Annotated in this window: 13 protein-coding genes; 10 read left to right on the top strand and 3 right to left on the bottom strand. The window is 37.0% G+C overall.

The window, feature by feature from the left end:
• Window positions 1–3 precede the first annotated feature (3 nt).
• From I6E86_RS01795 to I6E86_RS01770, 6 genes are all read left to right on the top strand, one after another.
• Complete coding sequence (locus I6E86_RS01795) at window positions 4–2,001, top strand: heparinase II/III-family protein (RefSeq protein WP_197174807.1); 1,998 nt, start codon at window positions 4–6, stop codon at window positions 1,999–2,001.
• Window positions 2,002–2,107: 106 nt separating this feature from the next.
• Window positions 2,108–3,730 (top strand): hypothetical protein, encoded by a 1,623-nt coding sequence (locus tag I6E86_RS01790; protein ID WP_197174806.1) that lies wholly within the window; start codon window positions 2,108–2,110, stop codon window positions 3,728–3,730.
• A gap of 493 nt (window positions 3,731–4,223) precedes the next feature.
• Window positions 4,224–6,692: a glycosyltransferase family 4 protein gene (locus tag I6E86_RS01785; RefSeq protein WP_197174805.1), complete on the top strand. Its 2,469-nt coding sequence runs from the start codon at window positions 4,224–4,226 to the stop codon at window positions 6,690–6,692.
• On the top strand, window positions 6,679–8,592 hold the full coding sequence (locus I6E86_RS01780) for a heparinase II/III family protein (RefSeq protein WP_197174804.1): 1,914 nt from the start codon (window positions 6,679–6,681) through the stop codon (window positions 8,590–8,592). The genes I6E86_RS01785 and I6E86_RS01780 overlap by 14 nt, the downstream gene beginning before the upstream one ends.
• A 22-nt stretch (window positions 8,593–8,614) precedes the next feature.
• Complete coding sequence (locus tag I6E86_RS01775; protein WP_197174803.1) at window positions 8,615–9,607, top strand: hypothetical protein; 993 nt, start codon at window positions 8,615–8,617, stop codon at window positions 9,605–9,607.
• Window positions 9,604–10,380: a hypothetical protein gene (locus tag I6E86_RS01770; RefSeq protein ID WP_197174802.1), complete on the top strand. Its 777-nt coding sequence runs from the start codon at window positions 9,604–9,606 to the stop codon at window positions 10,378–10,380. The genes I6E86_RS01775 and I6E86_RS01770 overlap by 4 nt, the downstream gene beginning before the upstream one ends.
• 59 nt (window positions 10,381–10,439) lie before the next feature.
• Here the strand turns inward: I6E86_RS01770 and I6E86_RS01765 are convergent, their stop codons facing one another.
• Window positions 10,440–11,504: a hypothetical protein gene (locus I6E86_RS01765; RefSeq protein WP_197174801.1), complete on the bottom strand. Its 1,065-nt coding sequence runs from the start codon at window positions 11,502–11,504 to the stop codon at window positions 10,440–10,442.
• Between the two features lie 38 nt (window positions 11,505–11,542).
• Window positions 11,543–12,871: a right-handed parallel beta-helix repeat-containing protein gene (locus I6E86_RS01760; protein WP_197174800.1), complete on the bottom strand. Its 1,329-nt coding sequence runs from the start codon at window positions 12,869–12,871 to the stop codon at window positions 11,543–11,545.
• Window positions 12,872–12,985: 114 nt separating this feature from the next.
• On the opposite strand from I6E86_RS01760, the gene I6E86_RS01755 reads away from it, so the two are divergent.
• The 4 genes from I6E86_RS01755 (at window position 12,986) to I6E86_RS01740 (ending at window position 18,056) form a co-directional block, all read left to right on the top strand.
• A complete protein-coding gene (locus I6E86_RS01755) occupies window positions 12,986–13,966 on the top strand; it encodes a glycosyltransferase (protein WP_197174799.1) in 981 nt (326 codons plus the stop codon).
• Window positions 13,967–14,017: 51 nt separating this feature from the next.
• Entirely contained in the window at window positions 14,018–14,890 is an 873-nt protein-coding gene (locus tag I6E86_RS01750) for a UTP--glucose-1-phosphate uridylyltransferase (RefSeq protein ID WP_197174798.1), read from the top strand.
• A 3-nt stretch (window positions 14,891–14,893) separates the two neighbouring features.
• Window positions 14,894–16,606 (top strand): glucose-6-phosphate isomerase, encoded by a 1,713-nt coding sequence (gene pgi, locus I6E86_RS01745; protein ID WP_197174797.1) that lies wholly within the window; start codon window positions 14,894–14,896, stop codon window positions 16,604–16,606.
• 79 nt (window positions 16,607–16,685) lie between these two features.
• The gene (locus I6E86_RS01740; protein WP_227680475.1) at window positions 16,686–18,056 is read left to right on the top strand and encodes a UDP-glucose/GDP-mannose dehydrogenase family protein; all 1,371 of its coding nucleotides are present in this window, start codon (window positions 16,686–16,688) and stop codon (window positions 18,054–18,056) included.
• 115 nt (window positions 18,057–18,171) lie between these two features.
• On the opposite strand, the gene I6E86_RS01735 is transcribed toward I6E86_RS01740, so the two are convergent.
• A complete protein-coding gene (locus I6E86_RS01735; RefSeq protein ID WP_197174795.1) occupies window positions 18,172–19,659 on the bottom strand; it encodes a phosphomannomutase CpsG in 1,488 nt (495 codons plus the stop codon).
• Window positions 19,660–19,775 lie beyond the last annotated feature (116 nt).

Raw genomic sequence — 19,775 nt, 5'->3', positions numbered from 1 at the left:
GTAATGGAAATGGCAGAAGTTATAGAAATTAGTAATTCAGCTATAGTAGATATTAGTTATGATGGGCTAAAGGTCGATGTAAAAATTTTACTAAAAAATGAGAATGAACATATAGAATGCGCATCTTATCTATATTCTAATGATGAAGTAATATATAAAAGTGACTATAAGTATAATAATAGACACATATTTTATATTTCGAAAAAAAACGCTATTAATCTAAAAATAAAAGTATTTTTTAGAGACAAAGAAAATCATGCAATAAAAAAATCAAAGTATTATCCAGTCCTTATTAAAGAAGAATTAAACTATTCTTTTTCGAGTTCCAATTTAGAGAAAGTATCTTTAAAATATTGTGAAATAGTATCTTCTAAACCTGAAGCCATTCAAATATATGAAACAGAAGGCTTTAGACCAAGAGAGGATAGTATTTCATATTTTTTAACCATACCCATAGATTGGTCATCTGATCCATTCAATGATAGAAACTGGATGTATCAATTAAATGCGTGGCGAATGTTAGAACCATATTTTAATCGAGGCAATATTGAAGATTTAAACTATATAGCTAAAATTATCAATGATTGGATATACTTCGAAAAAAATAATGTAAGTAAGTGGCTATGGTATGACATGTCAGTAGGTTTGCGTGCACTTAAAATTAGTCTTTATTTGAAATGTTGCTATGAAAAAGGTATTGATCACCAAATTTCAGATTTAGATTATTTGTTTCATGAACATTTAAGGCATCTTAGTGATCCAAAGGAGCTTAATTCTGGTAATCACGGATTGTTCCAGTTACATGGACTTAAAAGCTTGGTTTATATTTTAGAAAGTTGCAATGAAGAGGCATGTTCTATTAAAAGTATAGGTAGCTATGCTAACGAACAAATGGGAAAACTAATTACGTCGCAATTAGGGCGGTATGGGGTACATACAGAAAACTCACCTGATTATCATTTTTTCACTCATAAAAGATTGATTAAAATGGTTAACTCACCTTGGTGGAATGATTTAGATAAAGATATTTTAAATTTACTTGAGCAAGGGGAGCTGGCAAAGGCATGGTTAGTTTTCCCTAACAATAAATGTGTACCTATTGGCGACTCACACACTGGTTCAGCTATCAGTAAACTACCTAAACTAGAGAGCTGGCCACATACAAAATTTGATAATTATATTGGTGTAAAAGTAGATGGTTATGCAATTATCAGATCATGCGCATCAATTCCATTAGAAAAATCATCATTCTTGTTTTTTCAAGGATCATTTAATAGTCATCATCATAAACATAGCGATGATCTTTCATTTATCTTACAAGAGAATGGAGTAGATTTATTAATAGATTCTGGGAAATACGGATATCATCAGGATAAGTATCGAGAGTATTTTTTGAGTACACGTTCCCATAACACTATTGAAGTTGACGAACAGAGTACTACTCGTAGTCAAAAATATACTTATGGAAGTGCAATTCTAGGAGAGCCAAAAAATATTGATGGTTTCTGGGTATTAGAAGGTAGGGTCGATCATAAGGTAAATCAATATATCCATGAGAGAACCGTAATATATAAACCTAACGAAGAACTATATATAGTCGATATAATTACTAATAAAAGAAAAAATAGTTTAAGAAATATAGATCAATGGTGGCATTTCGATACTAATACAGAAGTTTTTATTGAAGAAAATAAGGTTGTTATAGAGACTAACAAAAATTTTAGTACAGAAATAACCTCTCAGTGTTCAGGTGGCGAGATAAGTTATCATAAATACAAAGGGTATGAATTAAACGATGAACTTATCGGATGGGTTTCTAAAAGCTATCTTCAATATGAACCAACTTCTACTCTAAGAATATCTACTATTTTGGATAAGAAAACTACAATATTGACTAAGTTTATACTTAGTCAAAAACTCCTAGTAGAACCGACTATATCTTTGATTAAAGATAAAATTATAACGAAAAACTCTAAATTATCTTCTTATATAAACGATTAAACTGTAAATTGGTATCAAGAATACTTATGGAGATGGCGATTAAGTCTATCTTTATTATTTGATTAATCTAATCTTAGCACCCCTTAATTTTTAGTTTGGGAATAAAATGCAAAATAATGCTACATATCTTCTATCTAGTTTTGAGGAAAATCCAGATGGATTTTTCCAAGGTTATTGTTTCGATAAAGAGGACTTTATATTCGGACAGTCAGGGGCGGATGAGTATCTGAAAGCTACTGATAAAGATATTTCTTTTGGGGAGGATGGTTGTTATGTATTAGCAAGGAAAGTTGGAGAAAATTTTGTAATAGGATCAGATAGTGCAGGATATAAGAAAATACTATATTTTCACGATAAAAAACTAGGAGTTTGGGTGGTTTCAAACTCCATAGTTTTAATGATTGAGCATTTAACTAAACACTCCATTCAAATTACACCTAATCTCGAATCTTTGTTGATGTTGTCTATAGAAATTTCGGCAACCCAACAACCGATGACATTTGACACTATTGTTAAAGAAATCAGTATACTTCCAATCAATACCGTGCTTACAATAGGGAAAAATAGCCTAGATATTGAAAAAGTCCAAGATGAAGAAGTAGATGTTGTTAATTATAGTGAAATAATACTAAACTTTGCTAATATGTGGGCTTCTAGGTTCTCAACCTTAATGTCATGTGAAAATGTATTAATACAACAAGCATTGACAGGAGGATTGGATTCTCGCGCTGTATTTTCACTATCTCATCTTGCTTACAAAAATATTGACTCTTCCAACAACTCTGACTATAGGCTATCAAGTTATTTAACTAATGGAAGTGACATAGATATTAAGATAGCCGACAAAATATCATCTAATTATGGTTACGAACTTAACCGAAAAGGAAACTCTGTCTATAAAGTAAAATATTTAAGTGATGAAGATAATTATTTAACTTGGAAAAACACATGCTTAGGACTTTATCAACCAATATATTTTCCTGAATCTGAAATCGACTATAAAAAAGTTAAAATAGGAGGAGGTGGTGGTGAGAACTATCGTCCTTTTTATACCAAGCGGCCTAATACTAATAACTATAGTGATTTTGTTAAACTTTTATGTAGTAAACTAAATAAAAAAAGTCTTCAATTAGGCTTTGCTATTAATTTATATGAAACATTACTGCGTATACAAGATCTAGATCAATGTGGTAAAGAGATAGATCCTTTAATTCTCCACTATAGACATTTCAGAAATCGATTTCATACAGGCTTATCCCCACAGTATCGTGTTAGTTTCAACCCTTTGAGTTCTAAATACCTAGCCAATATAGCAAAAAAAGATAATTCTAAAAAAATTCAAAATCTGCAAGTTCTATATGATCTGATAAATCTTACTGATGATTTATTGAATTTGCCTTATGATGATCCTAAAAAGGCACCCGTAAAAGAAAACTTTGATCAACTGATTAAAGTTAATTCTAATATTTCCATAAAAAAAGGCTCCATCTTTGTAGGACAGTCTGTTGAAAAAGATATCAAGCCAAAGATTTCTAAGAGTGTGGTTTTTAAATACTTGAAGGAGGATTTTGATAGAGCTTGCAATACTAAACTAGTAAAAGAATTATGGAATGAAGATTTTATTAATAAAGCTTCTAAAGTTTTAGATAAGGCTATAGATAATGGGAAGTTTGCTAGCGCTAAAGAAGGTATTCCAATATCTACTATTATTGCAACTGGCTTGTTTTGAAAAAACACTGTCATTAGTAACTAATCACAAGATGATTTAATATTAATTTTAAATAAGAATACTTTACTAGAAATAAATAGTTTTTTATTTAGATAGCATAGCATAGCATAGCATAGCAAAGAGAATTGAAGTTTATACTCAAGCTATCTACTTAAAGTATAGCCGATACTCAATAAAACGGATACAGTATTCAATAACGCGAAACTGGTATAAGTTTTTCTAGGTTGCTGTGCCTATGCCGACAGAGGCTGTAAAAAATTCATCCCAGTCCCGCTGTATCTTTTTAATATTGGACTGACTATAGAAGAAATACCAGGTTAAGTAGATTTTCTAAATCTATCTTATTTTTTTTTATCTAAAAAATCCTAATTTTAAGAAAGGTAGAAAGTATTCTAGTCTTCCGATGAGATTAGTTATGTTTCATGTCTTTATTTCAAGATTAAAATTACCCTATTTTTTATTGAGTAGTCACACATTATATTAGAGCCTAAGAATGGAAGAAATAAACTTGGAAAATAAAGCGTTTGAAGCTCAGATAGAAAATATGAGCAGATATATTAGCGAACAAGACGGGCTAATTGTTGCGAATACTGAAAAGTTAGAAGGTATACGTTATGCCTTTTATCTATATGTAAATCAAATGCTTATTGAGAAATCAAGTTATATTTCAGAAAGTAAGTACACTTTTAAAACACTCCCAACTAGTCTAAATATTTCCGTAAAATTCTTTTATTTAGATACTTTAGGAAATAAACATTCAGTAAAGGAAGAGAAGCTATTTGACTCAGACCTTATCATCAAATCAAAAGAAATTTTCTCGGAGAAATCAGATCAGGAGTTTTTTGAAGAAAGTTTAATTCTGTTGCTAAGAAATGATATATCTAGCTTAATTGCTTTTTTCGAAGCAAGATATATGGGTTTAGGTAACAAGCATAAATCTCGTTTATATATCCAGCTGATAAATCATGCGAAAAGTAATGGTTTTAAAAATTCAAGCTTACAAGTCTTGAGTAAAATTGCTCTGTCTCTTTATGAAGATAGATATACGTTAATGGCTCATGCAGGGGTATGTATAAATACTGGTAGTATTGTAGAAGCAAATCAAGCGATTCTAAAGCTTCAAAATGCATACCAGGTTGAAGAGGAAAAAATTGCCAAGCTTAAAACTAATTTGCTATCTACGCTTGAACAACACATACATAAAATTGACCTAAATGGTAGCGTTATCAACATAGTAAAAAATAATAATAAAAAATCTACTCACTCAGCTGCTAAATATAACAAGATACATAACGACAAGTACGCTGAAGAATATGTTTTCACTATATTAGATAAAGAAGGTGCTGAGAGTCTTATAAAACTTATAGATAGTGAAACACTAAGCAATAAAGCTAAAGCTACACTTGCATTAAAAGCTGCTAAAGTAGTACGTAGTTATACGAACTCTCGTCCAATAGATTTTGAAAAAGACACTAATCTATTAGCATCGTATGCTTATAGCCTCGATAAAAGCGAAAGTACATTACGTAATGTATATTTTGCATACCAGCGTACTCTTCAGCAAGACAAGTTGAAGGAAGTAATTAAGTTATTGAGTGTGGTTGTAGGCTCCAATCCAACACAGAGACAGCGCAAACTATTGTGGTCTACTCCACAACATCTAATGACATTAACCACCCAAGTCCCTGATATCAATGTCGATGGAAACTATCAACCGATTGCCGGTCGAGTTTGTTATGTCATTCATAATAGCTTACCATATTCTAGCGGCGGTTATGCCACTCGAGGACATGGACTATTAACTGCGTTAAAAGGTCAAGGTCTAGACATCTATGCTATCACGAGGCCTGGCTACCCCCATGACATCAGTCAAGTCCAAATAGAAGATATAACGCCAGCTGATAGAATAGATGATGTTGTCTATAAGCGTTTATTATCACCTTCTCGCCGTGATTATTCAAATTATGAGTACATATTAAAATCAGTAGAAAGTTATAAACAAGCTTTTGAAGTAGATAAACCTGCTCTCATTATTGCAGCGTCAAACCATCTAGATGGTATGCCTGCTATGTTTGCAGCACGTGCTCTCGGTATTCCATTTATCTACGAAATACGTGGTTTTTGGGAAATAACTCGTCTTTCAAAGTATCCTGAGTTTGAACAAGACCCTATGTTCGAAGTAGAAAAGCGCTTAGAAGCGGTTGTTGCAGAAAATGCCGATCATGTATTTACGCTTACTCAAGGAATGGTGGATGAATTAGAGTCGAGAGGTGTACCAACTAAAGATAGAGTCACCTTATTACCTAACTCGTGCAATATTGAACGCTTTAACCTTATGTCAAAAGATATAGAATTGGCCGCCGAGCTAAATATTCCCCTAGATGTGCCTGTGATAGGTTATGTTGGCACCTTAGTCAGTTATGAAGGACTTGATGATCTTGCTTTTGCTTGTTCAAAACTCAAGCAGTTAGGTTATACGTTTAGATTGTTAATAGTTGGCAATGAGGATGCAACAGGACAGAGTAAAGGTAGTATTGTAAAACAAGTAGAGCAAATTGCTCATGACGCAGGGTTTATGGATTGGCTGATTATGCCCGGTAGAATACCTTTTGAACAAGTTGAACGATATTACTCACTGATTGATATTGCTCCATTCCCTCGCAAAGCATGGCCAGTATGTGAGATAGTTCCTCCTATGAAAACCTTAGAAGCACTTTCAATGAAAAAGGCAGTATTAGTATCAAGCAACAAGGCTTTAACGGAAATGATCACTCATGACGTGAATGGTCGAGTGTTTGAGCGTGGTAATACAGATGACTTAGTAGTGCAACTCAAATACTTGCTTGATCATCCAGAGAAATGGCTAGGCTATGGTGAGGAAGGCCGTATATTCGTTGAGAATGAACGTACTTGGCAGCGTACTGCTGAAAAGGCATCTCTAATAATTCGTGGCATTTTATAAGTTTCTGCTTGATAAGCATATTAGAGATAATTATTTTATGAAAATTCCTTATGAAAATCTGACAAGCAGAAAAAAATCGAAAGAAGAAGCGACTCTAGAAGCTTATGATATTCTTGAAAAAGGTTGGTCACGAAGGAACTATCCTTTCATAGATATAAATAATCCAATATCATGGACGCTTACTTCCCAAGATGAGCGCTCATGGAACTTTTATATCCATTCTTGGGATATGATAGATATATTGTTATATGCCTATGATAAGGCTCCAGAAGATAAAATATTTAACCCAGCATTAAATATAGCTCTAGACTGGATAGATCAGTATGTAGATATAAAGGCGAATGCTCCAGTTAACTATGAAAATAGTACAGATTTTGCTTGGTACGATATGGCAGTAGGTTTAAGAGCTTATAGGCTATCTTATATATATGACGCATATACACAGAATGTAGAAAAGAATGATTCAATTAGTGCAAAGCTATGGAGTGGTATCTTAGCTCATCAGGCTTACTTAAATTTAGATAGTAATATAACTTTTCATAATAATCATGGTTATTACCAAGCTGCTGGACAGATTGCTATGGGGAGACGATTCAAAGAAACGTCTTCTGTAATGGCGTTTGCATTAGAGCAAGGTATATCACGATTCAAAATAATGTTAAACCAGCAGTTTACAGAAGATGGTGTCCATCGTGAGCATTCTCCGGACTACCACCGCATGGTTTACGATACATTAATCGGTGTAATAAAAGCCGATTTAATAAAAGATGAAGAAATTCTGTCATTCACTTATAAGATTGAAGAAGCTCTATCTTGGTTTATATTACCGAATCAACATATCGCTAATTTTGGTGACTCTGATTGGCGTTTAATGCGTATAAAAAGCTCAGCTGCTGAAAGAAAATGGCAAACTTCGATGATGAAATTTGTCACGACGAATGGAGAAGTAGGGAAGCTAGGAAGCAATGAGCTAAAAGAGTTTAAAGAAGCAGGCTATTTTATTGTACGTAATAGTAATTCTGTCAAAGACTTAGGTTATGATAAATATAGCTACCTTGCACAAACTGCCGCTTTTCACTCACGTACTCATAAACATGCAGATGACTTGAGCTTTATATGGTATGACCGTGGACATAATATCTTAATAGATGCAGGTCGATATGGATATATTGGCAAAGCTGAAATGGGTACAGAGCTATGGTCACAAGGCTACTGGTATACTCACCCTAACAGACTATATTGCGAATCTACACGCGCACACAATACACTAGAGTTTGATGACAAAGACTATATGCGTAAAGGTGTAAAACCCTATGGGAGTGCCACCAAAAGATCTAAACAATATCCAAATGGTCTCACAGTACTTGAAACGGAATGTAAGCATAATAAGAGTATTAGACATGTAAGGGTGCTTGTATATATGCCTAATCAATGGCTAATTGTATTTGATTGGTTCAAAGATAATTTAGATGGTCTGCATGATATTAAGCAATGGTTTCATTTTGACTCAAAAATTGCGCTGACTCAATTCAATAACTCTTACCATTGTAAACTAGATGATGCAAATGAGCTGCATATTACAAATTTGTTGAAAGGAGCTCAAGGATCTGAAGTAATGAATGGGCTCAAGGAGCCAAGGTTACAAGGTTGGTTTTCGCCTGCAGAGCGAGAGTTTGTACCATCAGATTCTATCAATTTTAGTTTATCTCAAGTTAATACTAGTTCGCTTGCTACGTTGTTTAGTTTCAACAGCATCTGCGAAGTGAAACTAGAAGATAACTTTGCTAATACATCAGGTAGGAAATTATATTTTACTTGGACAGATGATATTGGTGTACATGAGTTTTCATTGCTTAGAGAAAAGGATGTAGAGTTTAAAGTAAAATACACACTTAAATAAAAACTAACTTTTGGAGAAAGAAATGAAACTTATTGGCGAATTTACCTTTAACCCTTATCTAGAGAAGGAATTGGATGAAAAAGTTAGACTAGTTATACATGATAATGTAAAGAATGAATTTAGCTTACTAAAGATATTAGAATCACGCGAAGTATTTGTTTTAAAACACGATGAATTAGAAAGCCATTATAACTACAAATATAAATATCAAAAACTTGATTTAGATACTAAAAGATGGACAGATTTAGGGGATGGCTATCGTTATTTAATCCCAGAAATAGCAGATGAGAGCGGTTTAAAATATGCATTCTATCCTTCTCAGAATCCAAGTAACTATTTAGTAGTTTGCTTCCAAGCTATACAAGCAATTCCTAAATACAATTATATAAGAACAATAGCACATATTAATGCTCATAGATTATATATTAAAGATGGGTATGGAAATGATGAAAATACGCATTCAAGTTACTATCTAAATGAAAAAAATCCTATTGCAGTAGATGATTTGGTACAGAGTCTTATAAACGCTTACGTTTTAGCTTTAGACATCCCTAAAGTTAATACAATATTTATTGGATCAAGTAAAGGTGGTTATGCGGGGCTATATCATGGCTATAAGTTTGGAGCAGGACATATTTCAGTTGGTGGCCCACAAACGATGCTTGGGGATTATTTATGCGTATACTCAGACTCCTCTATAAGATCTCCTATATTTAGAGGGATTTTCGGTGAAGAAAATGAAATGAACAAGAGCTATGCCAACAACCTTATGTATAAAGTTTTAGAGACCTCTAAAAAACCATTCCCTAGTACCATAATACACGTTGGTAAAGGGGAGCCACACTATGCTGAGCATGCTGTTCCTTTCATGAAATGGGTCGATACATTAGAAATAAATAATGTGAAGTGGGATTTTGGTGATTATAATACTCATGAGGATTTGGCAGTTCACTATCCAATATTTTTAGAAAAATCAGTCAAAGAAATTATTAATAGTAAGGTAGCTCAAGAATGAATTCGAAATTAGAGTCTAGTTTCCAGATATTTGGTATCTATGGTTTGATAACTTATTTAAATCAAGATAACGAAGAAAACAACCCAAGAGTTCAAGCTTATAACTTGTTAAAAGCTGGTCGTGAATTGGCTAAGAAATCAATTAAAGAGAAATTAAGCTATTTACCAGATATTGCTTTTGATTTAAGCAGACACGAGAGTATTTATCGTATAGCAGCTTTACTTTATATCGAATTAGATCATACTCATGAAGCCTTAAAGTGTTTGTCCTATCTGCACTATTATTATGAGGAGCAGTCTGTAGAACCTCACAAACAGTATGCTCTGATCAAGCAGCAACTAGTCGATAATAATAAAGACGACGTCGATATTGAAGCCTTTATAGAAGAGTATCAGAAACAGTATCAAAACCAGAAAATAGCAAATAACGTTAAAGAATATTCTGAATCTATACCAACGGAAGATTTGTCAGAACAAAAAATGTATTTTAAGCGCTTATATCGTCGTTATGGTGTTCAGACTTTGATATTCGCTATAGAAAACGATACTCGCTTTAATAACAGGGTAAAGGCGGTATTACTTATTAGAGCAAGTCGTGCAATAGGAGCCATTGCTGAAGAAGGAACAAGCATCGAATCAGTTTTTGCCAATAAAGCGCTTCAACTAGATGAGTCTAAAGCAGTAGTGGAGAATAGCTATCAAGCTTATCTGAGAGCTGGCGACTTAAATAAGCTGGCCCAGTTAAAAGAAAAGTATTCAGAAATTTTATTATAACTAAACAAAACCATACTGACGTATGTTTTAGACTACAGAATAAAAGTAGATGTAAACAATTAATAAGCTGGTAACAAAGCATTTAATCTTTTATTTATTTTAGGGCAGTCAGGCTTCAGCGTGGCTGCTTTTTTTATAAAGGTTAAAGCTGTATCTCGATCATAAAAAGCGTAAAGGTCACTCGCATCTCTATAGAATAAAGAAGCCTGTGTAGGTTGTGAGTATTTGTCGCCTAATACAGTTAGACAGTACTTCATGACAATCTGTTTTCTAGCGTCAGTCATCTGTGGATTTAGGCTCAACATAAATTTGTGATAACCAGCATAATTGCGTCGTTTTTTTAAAGCCTCAAAAATTTTCAATTTAGATGACAGATAATTACCAGTTACAATGCTAGTTAATATTAAGTCTAGAACGTCAATTTTAGTAAGATGACCAGGTATACTATGGCCTACACCGGGAACTCTAATTTGTATAGTTTGTGCACATTTTTCAACGAATCGATTAACATGAAGATAATCTAACTTAAATGTGGGATCATATATAATATAATTTTCTGAAGACAGACACCCATCAATAGCATCGTGATATTTACTTTGCCAGTTGTTACATGGTGCTGAGTAGGATTCTCTAGTCTCCCAAGGGACTAGAATAGCATTTAACGTTGAGCAAGGATTGAAAAGTATACTTACATTGGCAGACAGTGCTTTAGTATAAGTAGCAGCATATCCGCCCATTGAACTGCCATAAGCTATCTTTTTAGATTTGTAATTTTTAAACAAACCTTTTGATTCAATGTATTTCATGATGGCAATAAAAGAAGGGTGACGATACCAGCGTGTATAGTCAGATTCTAGAAAAGAACATATATTCCAGCCTTTATCTACCACATAATCATATCCCCATCCCTTTCTATGTTCGAATGTTGTGCCTTCCATATTTCGAGATATATGCAGATTATCGAAAGTAAATAATAGAGGCTGACTATAGTCGATAATATGAATATTGATGGCATATCCTATGGAGATTTCTAATTTTTCTTTTATTGGGAGCTGATTACTAATCGCATTATGCATTCTTTCTAAACCTATTCTTGCTTCTATAGGCAATGATGCTATTGTCATAATATGTCTCTATTGAATTAATTTAACAAAATAAGTCATTATTTAAAGTTTTCATTAAATGTATTAGTAGTGTTACCTTTTCTAATATTTTTATCGTTATTTGAACCTGTATTGTTAATAACCTTATTATGTTCAGCTTTGTCAGCTAGCCTAATAGCTACTTTAGAGTTTGTAATAGCATTATTATTAATAATGTTGTTAGAGGAAGCTATCGAAATCGCATACTCTTTACAGGATTGTAGGTGGTTATCAGTGATTGTTAAATAATTGAACTCCGTTTTATTAGCCATACATCCATAAGATGCCTTAATAATCTGATTGCTTTTAATAATCATATGATCACCGTTACAACGTATAGAAACATGTTCAGTATCACGGATGATATTCTCAGCGATGATACTAGAAGAGCCAGCGGAAACGCCATCATAAAAACCTATGACAGTATTATTAGCAACCATACAATGCTCTGCCCCATTAAGTTTAATACAAGCTCCCTTCTCTTCAATAGTTTGATCGATATAATTATTTAAAACGTGAATATCACGAGATTTTTGCCCGGGTAATTCAGCTTCTGATGACGTTTCTGCTTTTACAAGTGAGCGAATGTGATGACCTATACATCCTTTGATAATGCCTTTACCAGAATTAAGCTCATATAAGATAGCGTCATTACCAACGTGTTCAAAGACACAAGCATCCACGATATTGTAACGACCGGAATCTTTGTCCTTGTCAGAGTTGAAGCGTCCAAATCTGATAACATGCTCTTTACAATTTAAAAAGCTGACACCATATACTTGATTATATTGCCCTTTGAAGGAGTAAATATTATTGCTTTGGCAGTCCTTGATAATGCCACCTCGCACTACATTATGTGAAGTTCCTTGTTCGAATATAGCTACGTTATTTTTAAAGTTATGCGCATCTATATTGTTTAGCTCAATTTGCTTGTTATTTTCGAACCTTAAAGCAACTTGATAAGATTTTTTGGACTGAACCGTAGTCTTACCATCGAAAGCAATATTTGATATTTCAATAGCGTTCATTGACGAGTCAAACATGAGGTAACGATGGTTTGTATCTTGATTGCTCATAATACAAGCTTGATCACCAGAAAAAGAAACCCCTTTTATATCTATACCGGATACTAGATAAATCCCAGAAGGGAAAAAAAGAGACTGCTTTGTTTTAGCTGCTTGATTGAAAGCTGCTTGTACGGCCTCATTATCATCTGTAACTCCGTCAGCAACTGCTCCAAATTGTCTGACAGATAGTGAATTTTGCATCGCGAATGAATTTTTTATATAGACACTATTGGCTAACATCGCAAAACTTAATAAACCTTTACTTAGTTGACGTCTTTGCAAACAGTTTCTCCAAAATAGTTCTAATCTGATAGAATTCTAAAACAAATATAAATATGCTAGTCCTGTCACTATCTAAAATTAAAAAATCTAAACTTAAAATATAGGCCTAATACTTTGTTAAAGCTAGCACTAATTAGTGATGAGTTGACCTCTCAATCCTTAAGCATGGTAGATTCTGTCAAACTACTCGAATATAAATTACAGTACGAATTTTGGCGAAAACGTAAACCTGATTTTATCTTAGTTGAATCAGCATGGCGTGGCCATAAAGATAAATGGCGTTATAAGATAGCTAATTATCCTGATTATCCTGAACGTAACAATATTGAGCTACGTAAACTTTTAGAAATAGCAGACAAATATAGTATTCCGGCAGTATTTTGGAATAAAGAAGACGGTGCTCATTTCAATCGTTTTATCGATTCGGCGAGTCTATTTAAGTATGTACTGACAGTTGACTCCAACTGCGTTGAACGTTACCAAGCTATACTGGGCAATAGTGTAAAAGTAGGCGTTCTACCTTTTGCAGTCCAGCCCAAATTTCATTATCCTACCTCATTACCACCACGTCATAATGAGAGCTTGTTTGTTGGTAGTTACAGCCAGCATATTCACAATGCACGGCAGTGTTGGCAGGATATGGCATTTACTGCAGCCTCTCCTCATGGACTGACCATTGTCGATCGTAACTCTAATCGTAAATCTGACGTGTATCGCTATCCAGATCTAGCCAATATGACTATTAAGCCTGCTGTGCCTTATGACCAGACAGGTAAGCTATTCAAGCAGTATTCACATTGTCTCAATGTTAATACTGTGACTGACTCTCCCAGTATGTTTTCTCGCCGTTTAATTGAAATCATGGCGTGTGGCCGCTTAGCAGTTACTAATCCTAGCTTATCAGTTAGTACCCGATTTGAAGGTATGTGTGAAGTTATCGATAGCAAAGAGCAGGCAGATGAGTTGTTTGCGCAATTATCTGGAGGCTATACCAAACAGCAAGTAAAAATGATGCGTTACGCCAGTGACCATGTACTGAAAAACTATAACTACGATCAGTGGATTAAGTATATTGTAGAGTTTATCGAGCTATAGTTAATGGCTGTTGCTTTCTGAATCCTATTCCTTTGGGGCAATTTAAAAATTATGAAAAAAATCACTCACGCCGTTATCCCTGTTGCAGGCTTTGGCACTCGTATGTTGCCATTGTCCAAATCCGTGCCAAAAGAGCTATTGCCACTGGGTAATCGTCCTGCCATTCACTATGTAGTTGAAGAGGCAATTGCTGTCGGTATCAAGCATATTGTACTAGTCGGGCATGCGCAAAAAAGTGCGATTGAAAACTATTTTGATATTAATGCCGAGCTAGACAGTCAACTACGTGTAAAAGGTAAAGATGCACTGGCTGATAGTTTGAACTGGCTGCCAGAAGATGTGACCGTATCGATGATACGCCAAGGTAACGCTTTAGGTTTAGGGCATGCAGTATTGGCGGCTCGACCCATCATCGGTGAGCATGACTTTGCCGTTCTGCTACCTGATGTCGTGCTCGATCCATTTACAGGTAATATGTCTGCCGATAACTTAGCGTTTATGATGGATGCCTTTGGCGCAGACAACCATTCACAAATATTGGTCGATAAAGTCGCTGATGAAGATGTGCATAAATACGGTATTGCTAAGCTGAGGGATGCCAGTAATATTGATGAGCAATCAGACACTAACATTAGCTTTAAAGTGGCAGGGTTTGTAGAAAAACCTAACTTAGCCGATGCACCTTCTAAATTAGCAGTCGTTGGACGCTATGTCTTTAGCAATAAGATTTTTGATTATCTGGCCAATACCAAAGCCTCGGTCGGTGGTGAGATTCAGCTGACCGATGCCATTGATGCTTTAATTAGTGAATATGGTGTGAATGTGACGACCATGTGCGGTGACAGCTATGATGCAGGCGATATGCGCTCCTATATGCAGGCGTTTATATACTTCGCCGAGCAGCAATTAGCCGATGATGAGTAGCTGATGAATGATATGAACGGCGGTACCGTCTACAGCAGCGCTCGTGACTCCAAATACTGGCAACAACTTCGGACACTTGCTAAGCAGCCGTGGTCGCTTGTTGAGTTGTTTGCACAGGATGATAATCGTGCTAAGCAGTTTAGTATGCAAGCTGGCGCGCTATATATGGACTATAGCAAGCAGCGTATCGATACGACGGTGTTGTCCGGTCTACTAGACTTGGCGGACAGTTGCGACTTGAATGCGCGTATTAATGCGCTCATGCAAGGCGCGATGGTCAATACTAGCGAGGAGCGTGCTGCCTTGCATACCGCACTACGATTGCCAGCGTCTGCTAAACTAGACGTAGAGGGGCAAAATGTCGTCGCTGATGTGCATCATAGTTTGTCACAAGTTGCGCGCCTATCTGAGCGTGTGCGTCAAGGCACATGGCGCGGGTTTTCGGGTAAAGCCATAACCGATGTGGTCAATATTGGCGTTGGTGGCTCTGATCTTGGACCACTTATGGCGACTAGCGCACTTGATGAGTGGGCGGATACTCAGATAGAAGTGCATTTCGTATCCAACATGGATGGCACGCAACTTGATAATTTGTTGAAACATCTAAATCCTGAGACCACGCTATTTATTATTTCCTCTAAGTCATTTGGTACTGTCGATACATTATCTAATGCTAAGACTGCATTATCGTGGCTGCTCGCGACGGCAAAACTGCGGGCAGGTACTGAAGACAGCGTGTTACGCCGACACTTCATTGGTATCTCAGCCAATAGTGAAAAAATGAGTGCTTGGGGTATCCATCCTGAGCATCAGTTGCAATTGTGGGAATGGGTTGGTGGAAGGTTTTCTCTGTGGTCAGCGATAGGTTTGGCGATTGCGATTCGTATCGGTATGGCAGGGTTCAAAGAGCTACTGGCTGGTGCTCATAGTATGGATGAGCATTTTGCACAGGCAGAATTTTCAGACAACTTGCCCGTGTTACTCGGTTTACTTGCTGTTTGGAACAGTACTTTTTTGCAGGTGAACGCGCATACGGTACTGCCTTATGATGGCAGGCTAGGCTATCTACCAAGCTATCTAACCCAGCTTGAGATGGAGAGTAATGGTAAGTCTGTGACTCAGCATGGCAATCATATCGACTATGATACTTGTCCAATTCTATGGGGTGAAATTGGCTCCAATGCTCAGCATGCGTTTTATCAACTATTGCATCAAGGTACGCAGCAGGTCTCTTGTGACTTTATTGCTTGTGTACGTCGTTATAGTGACGAGGTACAAAACAGCTCTCTACAGCAGCAGCATGAGCTGTCTTTGGCCAACTGTCTGGCGCAAAGTCGAGTCCTAGCTTTTGGCAATGACGCGGTTGCAAGTCCTGCTATAGACACTGACAAAGGTCTTGCGAATAGCACTGCAAGCATGGATGATCAAAGTGAGGCTAGAGCAGATAAGTACAAACATTATCATGGTAACCAGCCGTCAACCACCTTGCTTATCAATGCTCTAACACCGCATAGTTTGGGATCTTTGATAGCGCTGTATGAACACAAAGTTTACGTCATGGCCAGTATTTGGGATATCAACCCATTTGATCAATGGGGTGTCGAGATGGGCAAGCAAATGGCAGAGTCCGTACATCAAGCGATGCAGCAAGATGTCGAAGGCCAATTCGATACCTCCACTGACCAATTGCTACAGCATATTAAACAGCTGTCTTAATACTGCTACCGATATGTCAGTCAAATTAAAAGGTAAGCTCATGAGCGCTGATTTTATAAACGACAACACGTCCAAGTATATGAATGTATCTCAACCACAAGGTGCTGACAGTAATCAAGTTTGTGTGTTGATTGGTCATAGCATTGAAGCTATTACTAGTGCAGTGGTACTGGCAAGCTTAGGCCAACGCATCCATTTGTATGCGGATATGAATTTATTAACTCAGCAGATACAGCAATATGGTTTTGAGCATCATCTGCAAGCACTATGGCAAATGTATGCGCAGCAGCAGATTATCACCAGTCAAGCATTGCCAGACAGTCCTGATACGCTGATCCAGTACTACGAAACGAAAAATAGCGCTAGCACTAATGACCTTGATGGTAGCAATCTACAAGCAAAGAATACCGTCACGCTGTATTGGTTGTTTTTAGACAGTATCAAACCTGTATGGACAGAGGCGAGCTGGATTATGGCTTTCAATCACAGCCATCAGCAAACGCAGCCTATCGTGATGAGTGGTATCGAAAAGCTGGGTACTGTCTCAGCTGTGGCTCAGCGGTTACAGCGTGCTTGGGTCTACTATATACCATTTGTGTTTTTACAAGATGGTGATGCTTATAGTTCGATGTTAAATCCTTCACTGTGGTTACTTGGCGAAAAAACAGCAGACAGTAGCCAACATTTAGATGTTTTAAAGCCACTAATTGAGCATGCACGCGCCGCCCATCATGCAGATATCGCTACGATAGAGTTTGCTCGTAGTAGTATTATGGCGATGCTTGCGACCAGAGTGAGCTTTATGAATGAGATGTCACGCTTGGCTGATAGTCAGCAGGTTGATATCAGTCAAGTGAGCCGTATCATGGGGCTAGATGAGCGGGTAGGTAGCAGCTACTTGCAGGCAGGTTGGGGGTTTGGTGGCAATACGCTGCCGACTGAACTGGCAAAACTGCAGCAATCAAGCCAAACGCACAGTTTAGATATGCCACTTTTGCAATCTATTATGCATATCAATGAAGACCAGAAAGAGCTGATTTTCCGTAAGTTTTGGCAGTACTTCGATGGATTTATTGATAATAAGACCGTGATGATCTGGGGCGGTAGTTACAAAGCTGGTTCGGGGCGTACAGCAGGCTCGGCTATCCATCCATTACTCGAATTATTGTGGTCTTATAATATTCGTACGCTCGTTTATAGCGATAAAGCACAGGCTGAGCTTGCCGCTATTTATACGCAGCAACCACTGCTTGAGCTGGTTGATCATCCTTATCATCAGTTGGATAGTGCTCAGGCTATTTTTGTCATTAGCTGGTCGCCCAGAGATCAGTTGGATATTGCTAAAATCAATCAGCACGCCATGCCAGTATTTGATGCGCAAAATGTTTTTACTCGGTCGCAGATAGATAGCCTAGTGGGTGATTACATGGGTATTGGTCGTTCCAAATAGCTTTATATAAGACAATATTATTCAAGATTTTTTATCATTAAAAAAGCTCGCTAATAATACTTAGCGAGCTTCTTTCGATTGATAACCCAAACTGTCTTTGTTCAAAGTTATAGTCTTATGCTGTTACAGCACCTTGTTCTGCTAGCCACTGTTGAATTTCTTGTATCTTAGTAACCAATAAGTTTCTATCACCGCGACTTTCGATATTTAACCTGATCAATGGCTCTGTGTTAGATGCTCGCAAATTAAAGCGCCATTCTCCAAAATTCAGACTTAAGCCATCTAGCGTTGATTTGACTGGATTCTGAACGCTAAACTTCTTTTCAATCGCGTTGATGATAGCCGGTGCATCAAGAGTGGTGAGGCGAAAGTTCAGTTCACCTGAGCTAGGATATGCCTCGATATAACCTGCGACCAACTCTGACAAGGTTTTACCCGTGATAGACAGTAGCTCAATAGTCAGTAGCCACGGAATCATGCCGCTGTCGCAATAGAAAAAATCTCGGAAGTAATGATGCGCTGACATCTCGCCACCGTATACTGCACCTGAGTCACGCATGACCTGCTTGATAAAAGAGTGCCCTGATTTACTAATGACAGCCTTGCCATTGTGTTCTTTAATTACCGCTTCGGTGTTATATATTACCCGGGGATCATAGACGATAGATTCGTTAGGGTACTTATTCAAAAAGGCTTGTGCAAGCATACCGACCACATAGCTCCCATCGATAAATTCGCCTTTTTCATCAAATAAAAAGCAACGGTCAAAATCCCCATCGAATGCAATACCAAGATCGGCTTTATTCTCTAATACCGCCTGCTGAGTCGCGACTCTATTGGCTTTAATCATGGGATTGGGGATGCCATTGGGGAAGTTACCATCAGGCGTATGGTGTAGTTTAATCACCTCAATTGGTGCACCAGCTTGCATCAGTTTATCAATCAATAAATCAACCACAGGACCTGCACTGCCATTGCCTGAGTTAATGACCAGCTTGAGCGGTTGTAGTTTTTTAGTATCGCTGAACGTCATTATATGAGTGATATACGCGCTTTTGTCAGTCAAGCGTTGTAATGTTCCCAGTTTATGGCTAGCGGTAAATTGGCCAGACTCAGCAAGCGCCTGAATTTCTGCCAGACCATCATCGGCACTGATCGGTTTTGAATGTTCTTTCACCAGTTTTAAGCCATTATAGTTAATGGGGTTGTGACTGGCAGTGACTTCAATACCGCCCAATGCCTGATAGTGACTAGTGGCAAAATACACCTCTTCAGTACCACTCATGCCCAGATCGATTACATCGATGCCTGCATCCATCATACCTGCGATCGCCGCTTGCTTCAATTGCTCACTCGAGTGACGAATGTCGCTACCGATAACGATGGCAGGTTGTAGGTTTGCCATATCCGCGTCATTAGCTTGAATTGCTGTGGAATAACGTTGATATAAAATCTGTGCAAAAGCACGCCCAATACGGTAAGCAATGTTTTCATCCAGATTAACACCAAGCTCACCGCGAATATCATAAGCTTTGAATGAGTCAATCGTCATGGGCGTGAGTTCAGATGCTGGTTGATAGGGGGTGATCGCAGAAGTGGACATAATAAGAAAATTCCTTGCGCGTGAGCAATGGTAAATTAATAAAGTAGATGGCACAATTATAGGCCAATCAGGGTTCAATGATACACTAACCACTCAATGATGAATCAAACGCGCGC

It is taken from the genome of Psychrobacter sp. SWN149, assembly GCF_015864565.1.
GTDB lineage: Bacteria > Pseudomonadota > Gammaproteobacteria > Pseudomonadales > Moraxellaceae > Psychrobacter.
This window is presented reverse-complemented; position numbering and strand designations above follow the sequence as displayed.

What these genes read in the sequence shown, in the direction of transcription:
- I6E86_RS01775 (WP_197174803.1), top strand. Translation starts at nt 8,615, where the DNA reads ATGAAACTTATTGGCGAATTTACCTTTAACCCTTATCTAGAGAAGGAA.
- I6E86_RS01770 (WP_197174802.1), top strand. Translation starts at nt 9,604, where the DNA reads ATGAATTCGAAATTAGAGTCTAGTTTCCAGATATTTGGTATCTATGGT.
- pgi (WP_197174797.1), top strand. Translation starts at nt 14,894, where the DNA reads ATGAATGATATGAACGGCGGTACCGTCTACAGCAGCGCTCGTGACTCC.
- I6E86_RS01790 (WP_197174806.1), top strand. Translation starts at nt 2,108, where the DNA reads ATGCAAAATAATGCTACATATCTTCTATCTAGTTTTGAGGAAAATCCA.
- I6E86_RS01740 (WP_227680475.1), top strand. Translation starts at nt 16,686, where the DNA reads ATGAATGTATCTCAACCACAAGGTGCTGACAGTAATCAAGTTTGTGTG.
- I6E86_RS01765 (WP_197174801.1), bottom strand. Translation starts at nt 11,504, where the DNA reads ATGACAATAGCATCATTGCCTATAGAAGCAAGAATAGGTTTAGAAAGA.
- I6E86_RS01735 (WP_197174795.1), bottom strand. Translation starts at nt 19,659, where the DNA reads ATGTCCACTTCTGCGATCACCCCCTATCAACCAGCATCTGAACTCACG.
- I6E86_RS01785 (WP_197174805.1), top strand. Translation starts at nt 4,224, where the DNA reads ATGGAAGAAATAAACTTGGAAAATAAAGCGTTTGAAGCTCAGATAGAA.
- I6E86_RS01750 (WP_197174798.1), top strand. Translation starts at nt 14,018, where the DNA reads ATGAAAAAAATCACTCACGCCGTTATCCCTGTTGCAGGCTTTGGCACT.
- I6E86_RS01795 (WP_197174807.1), top strand. Translation starts at nt 4, where the DNA reads ATGGAAATGGCAGAAGTTATAGAAATTAGTAATTCAGCTATAGTAGAT.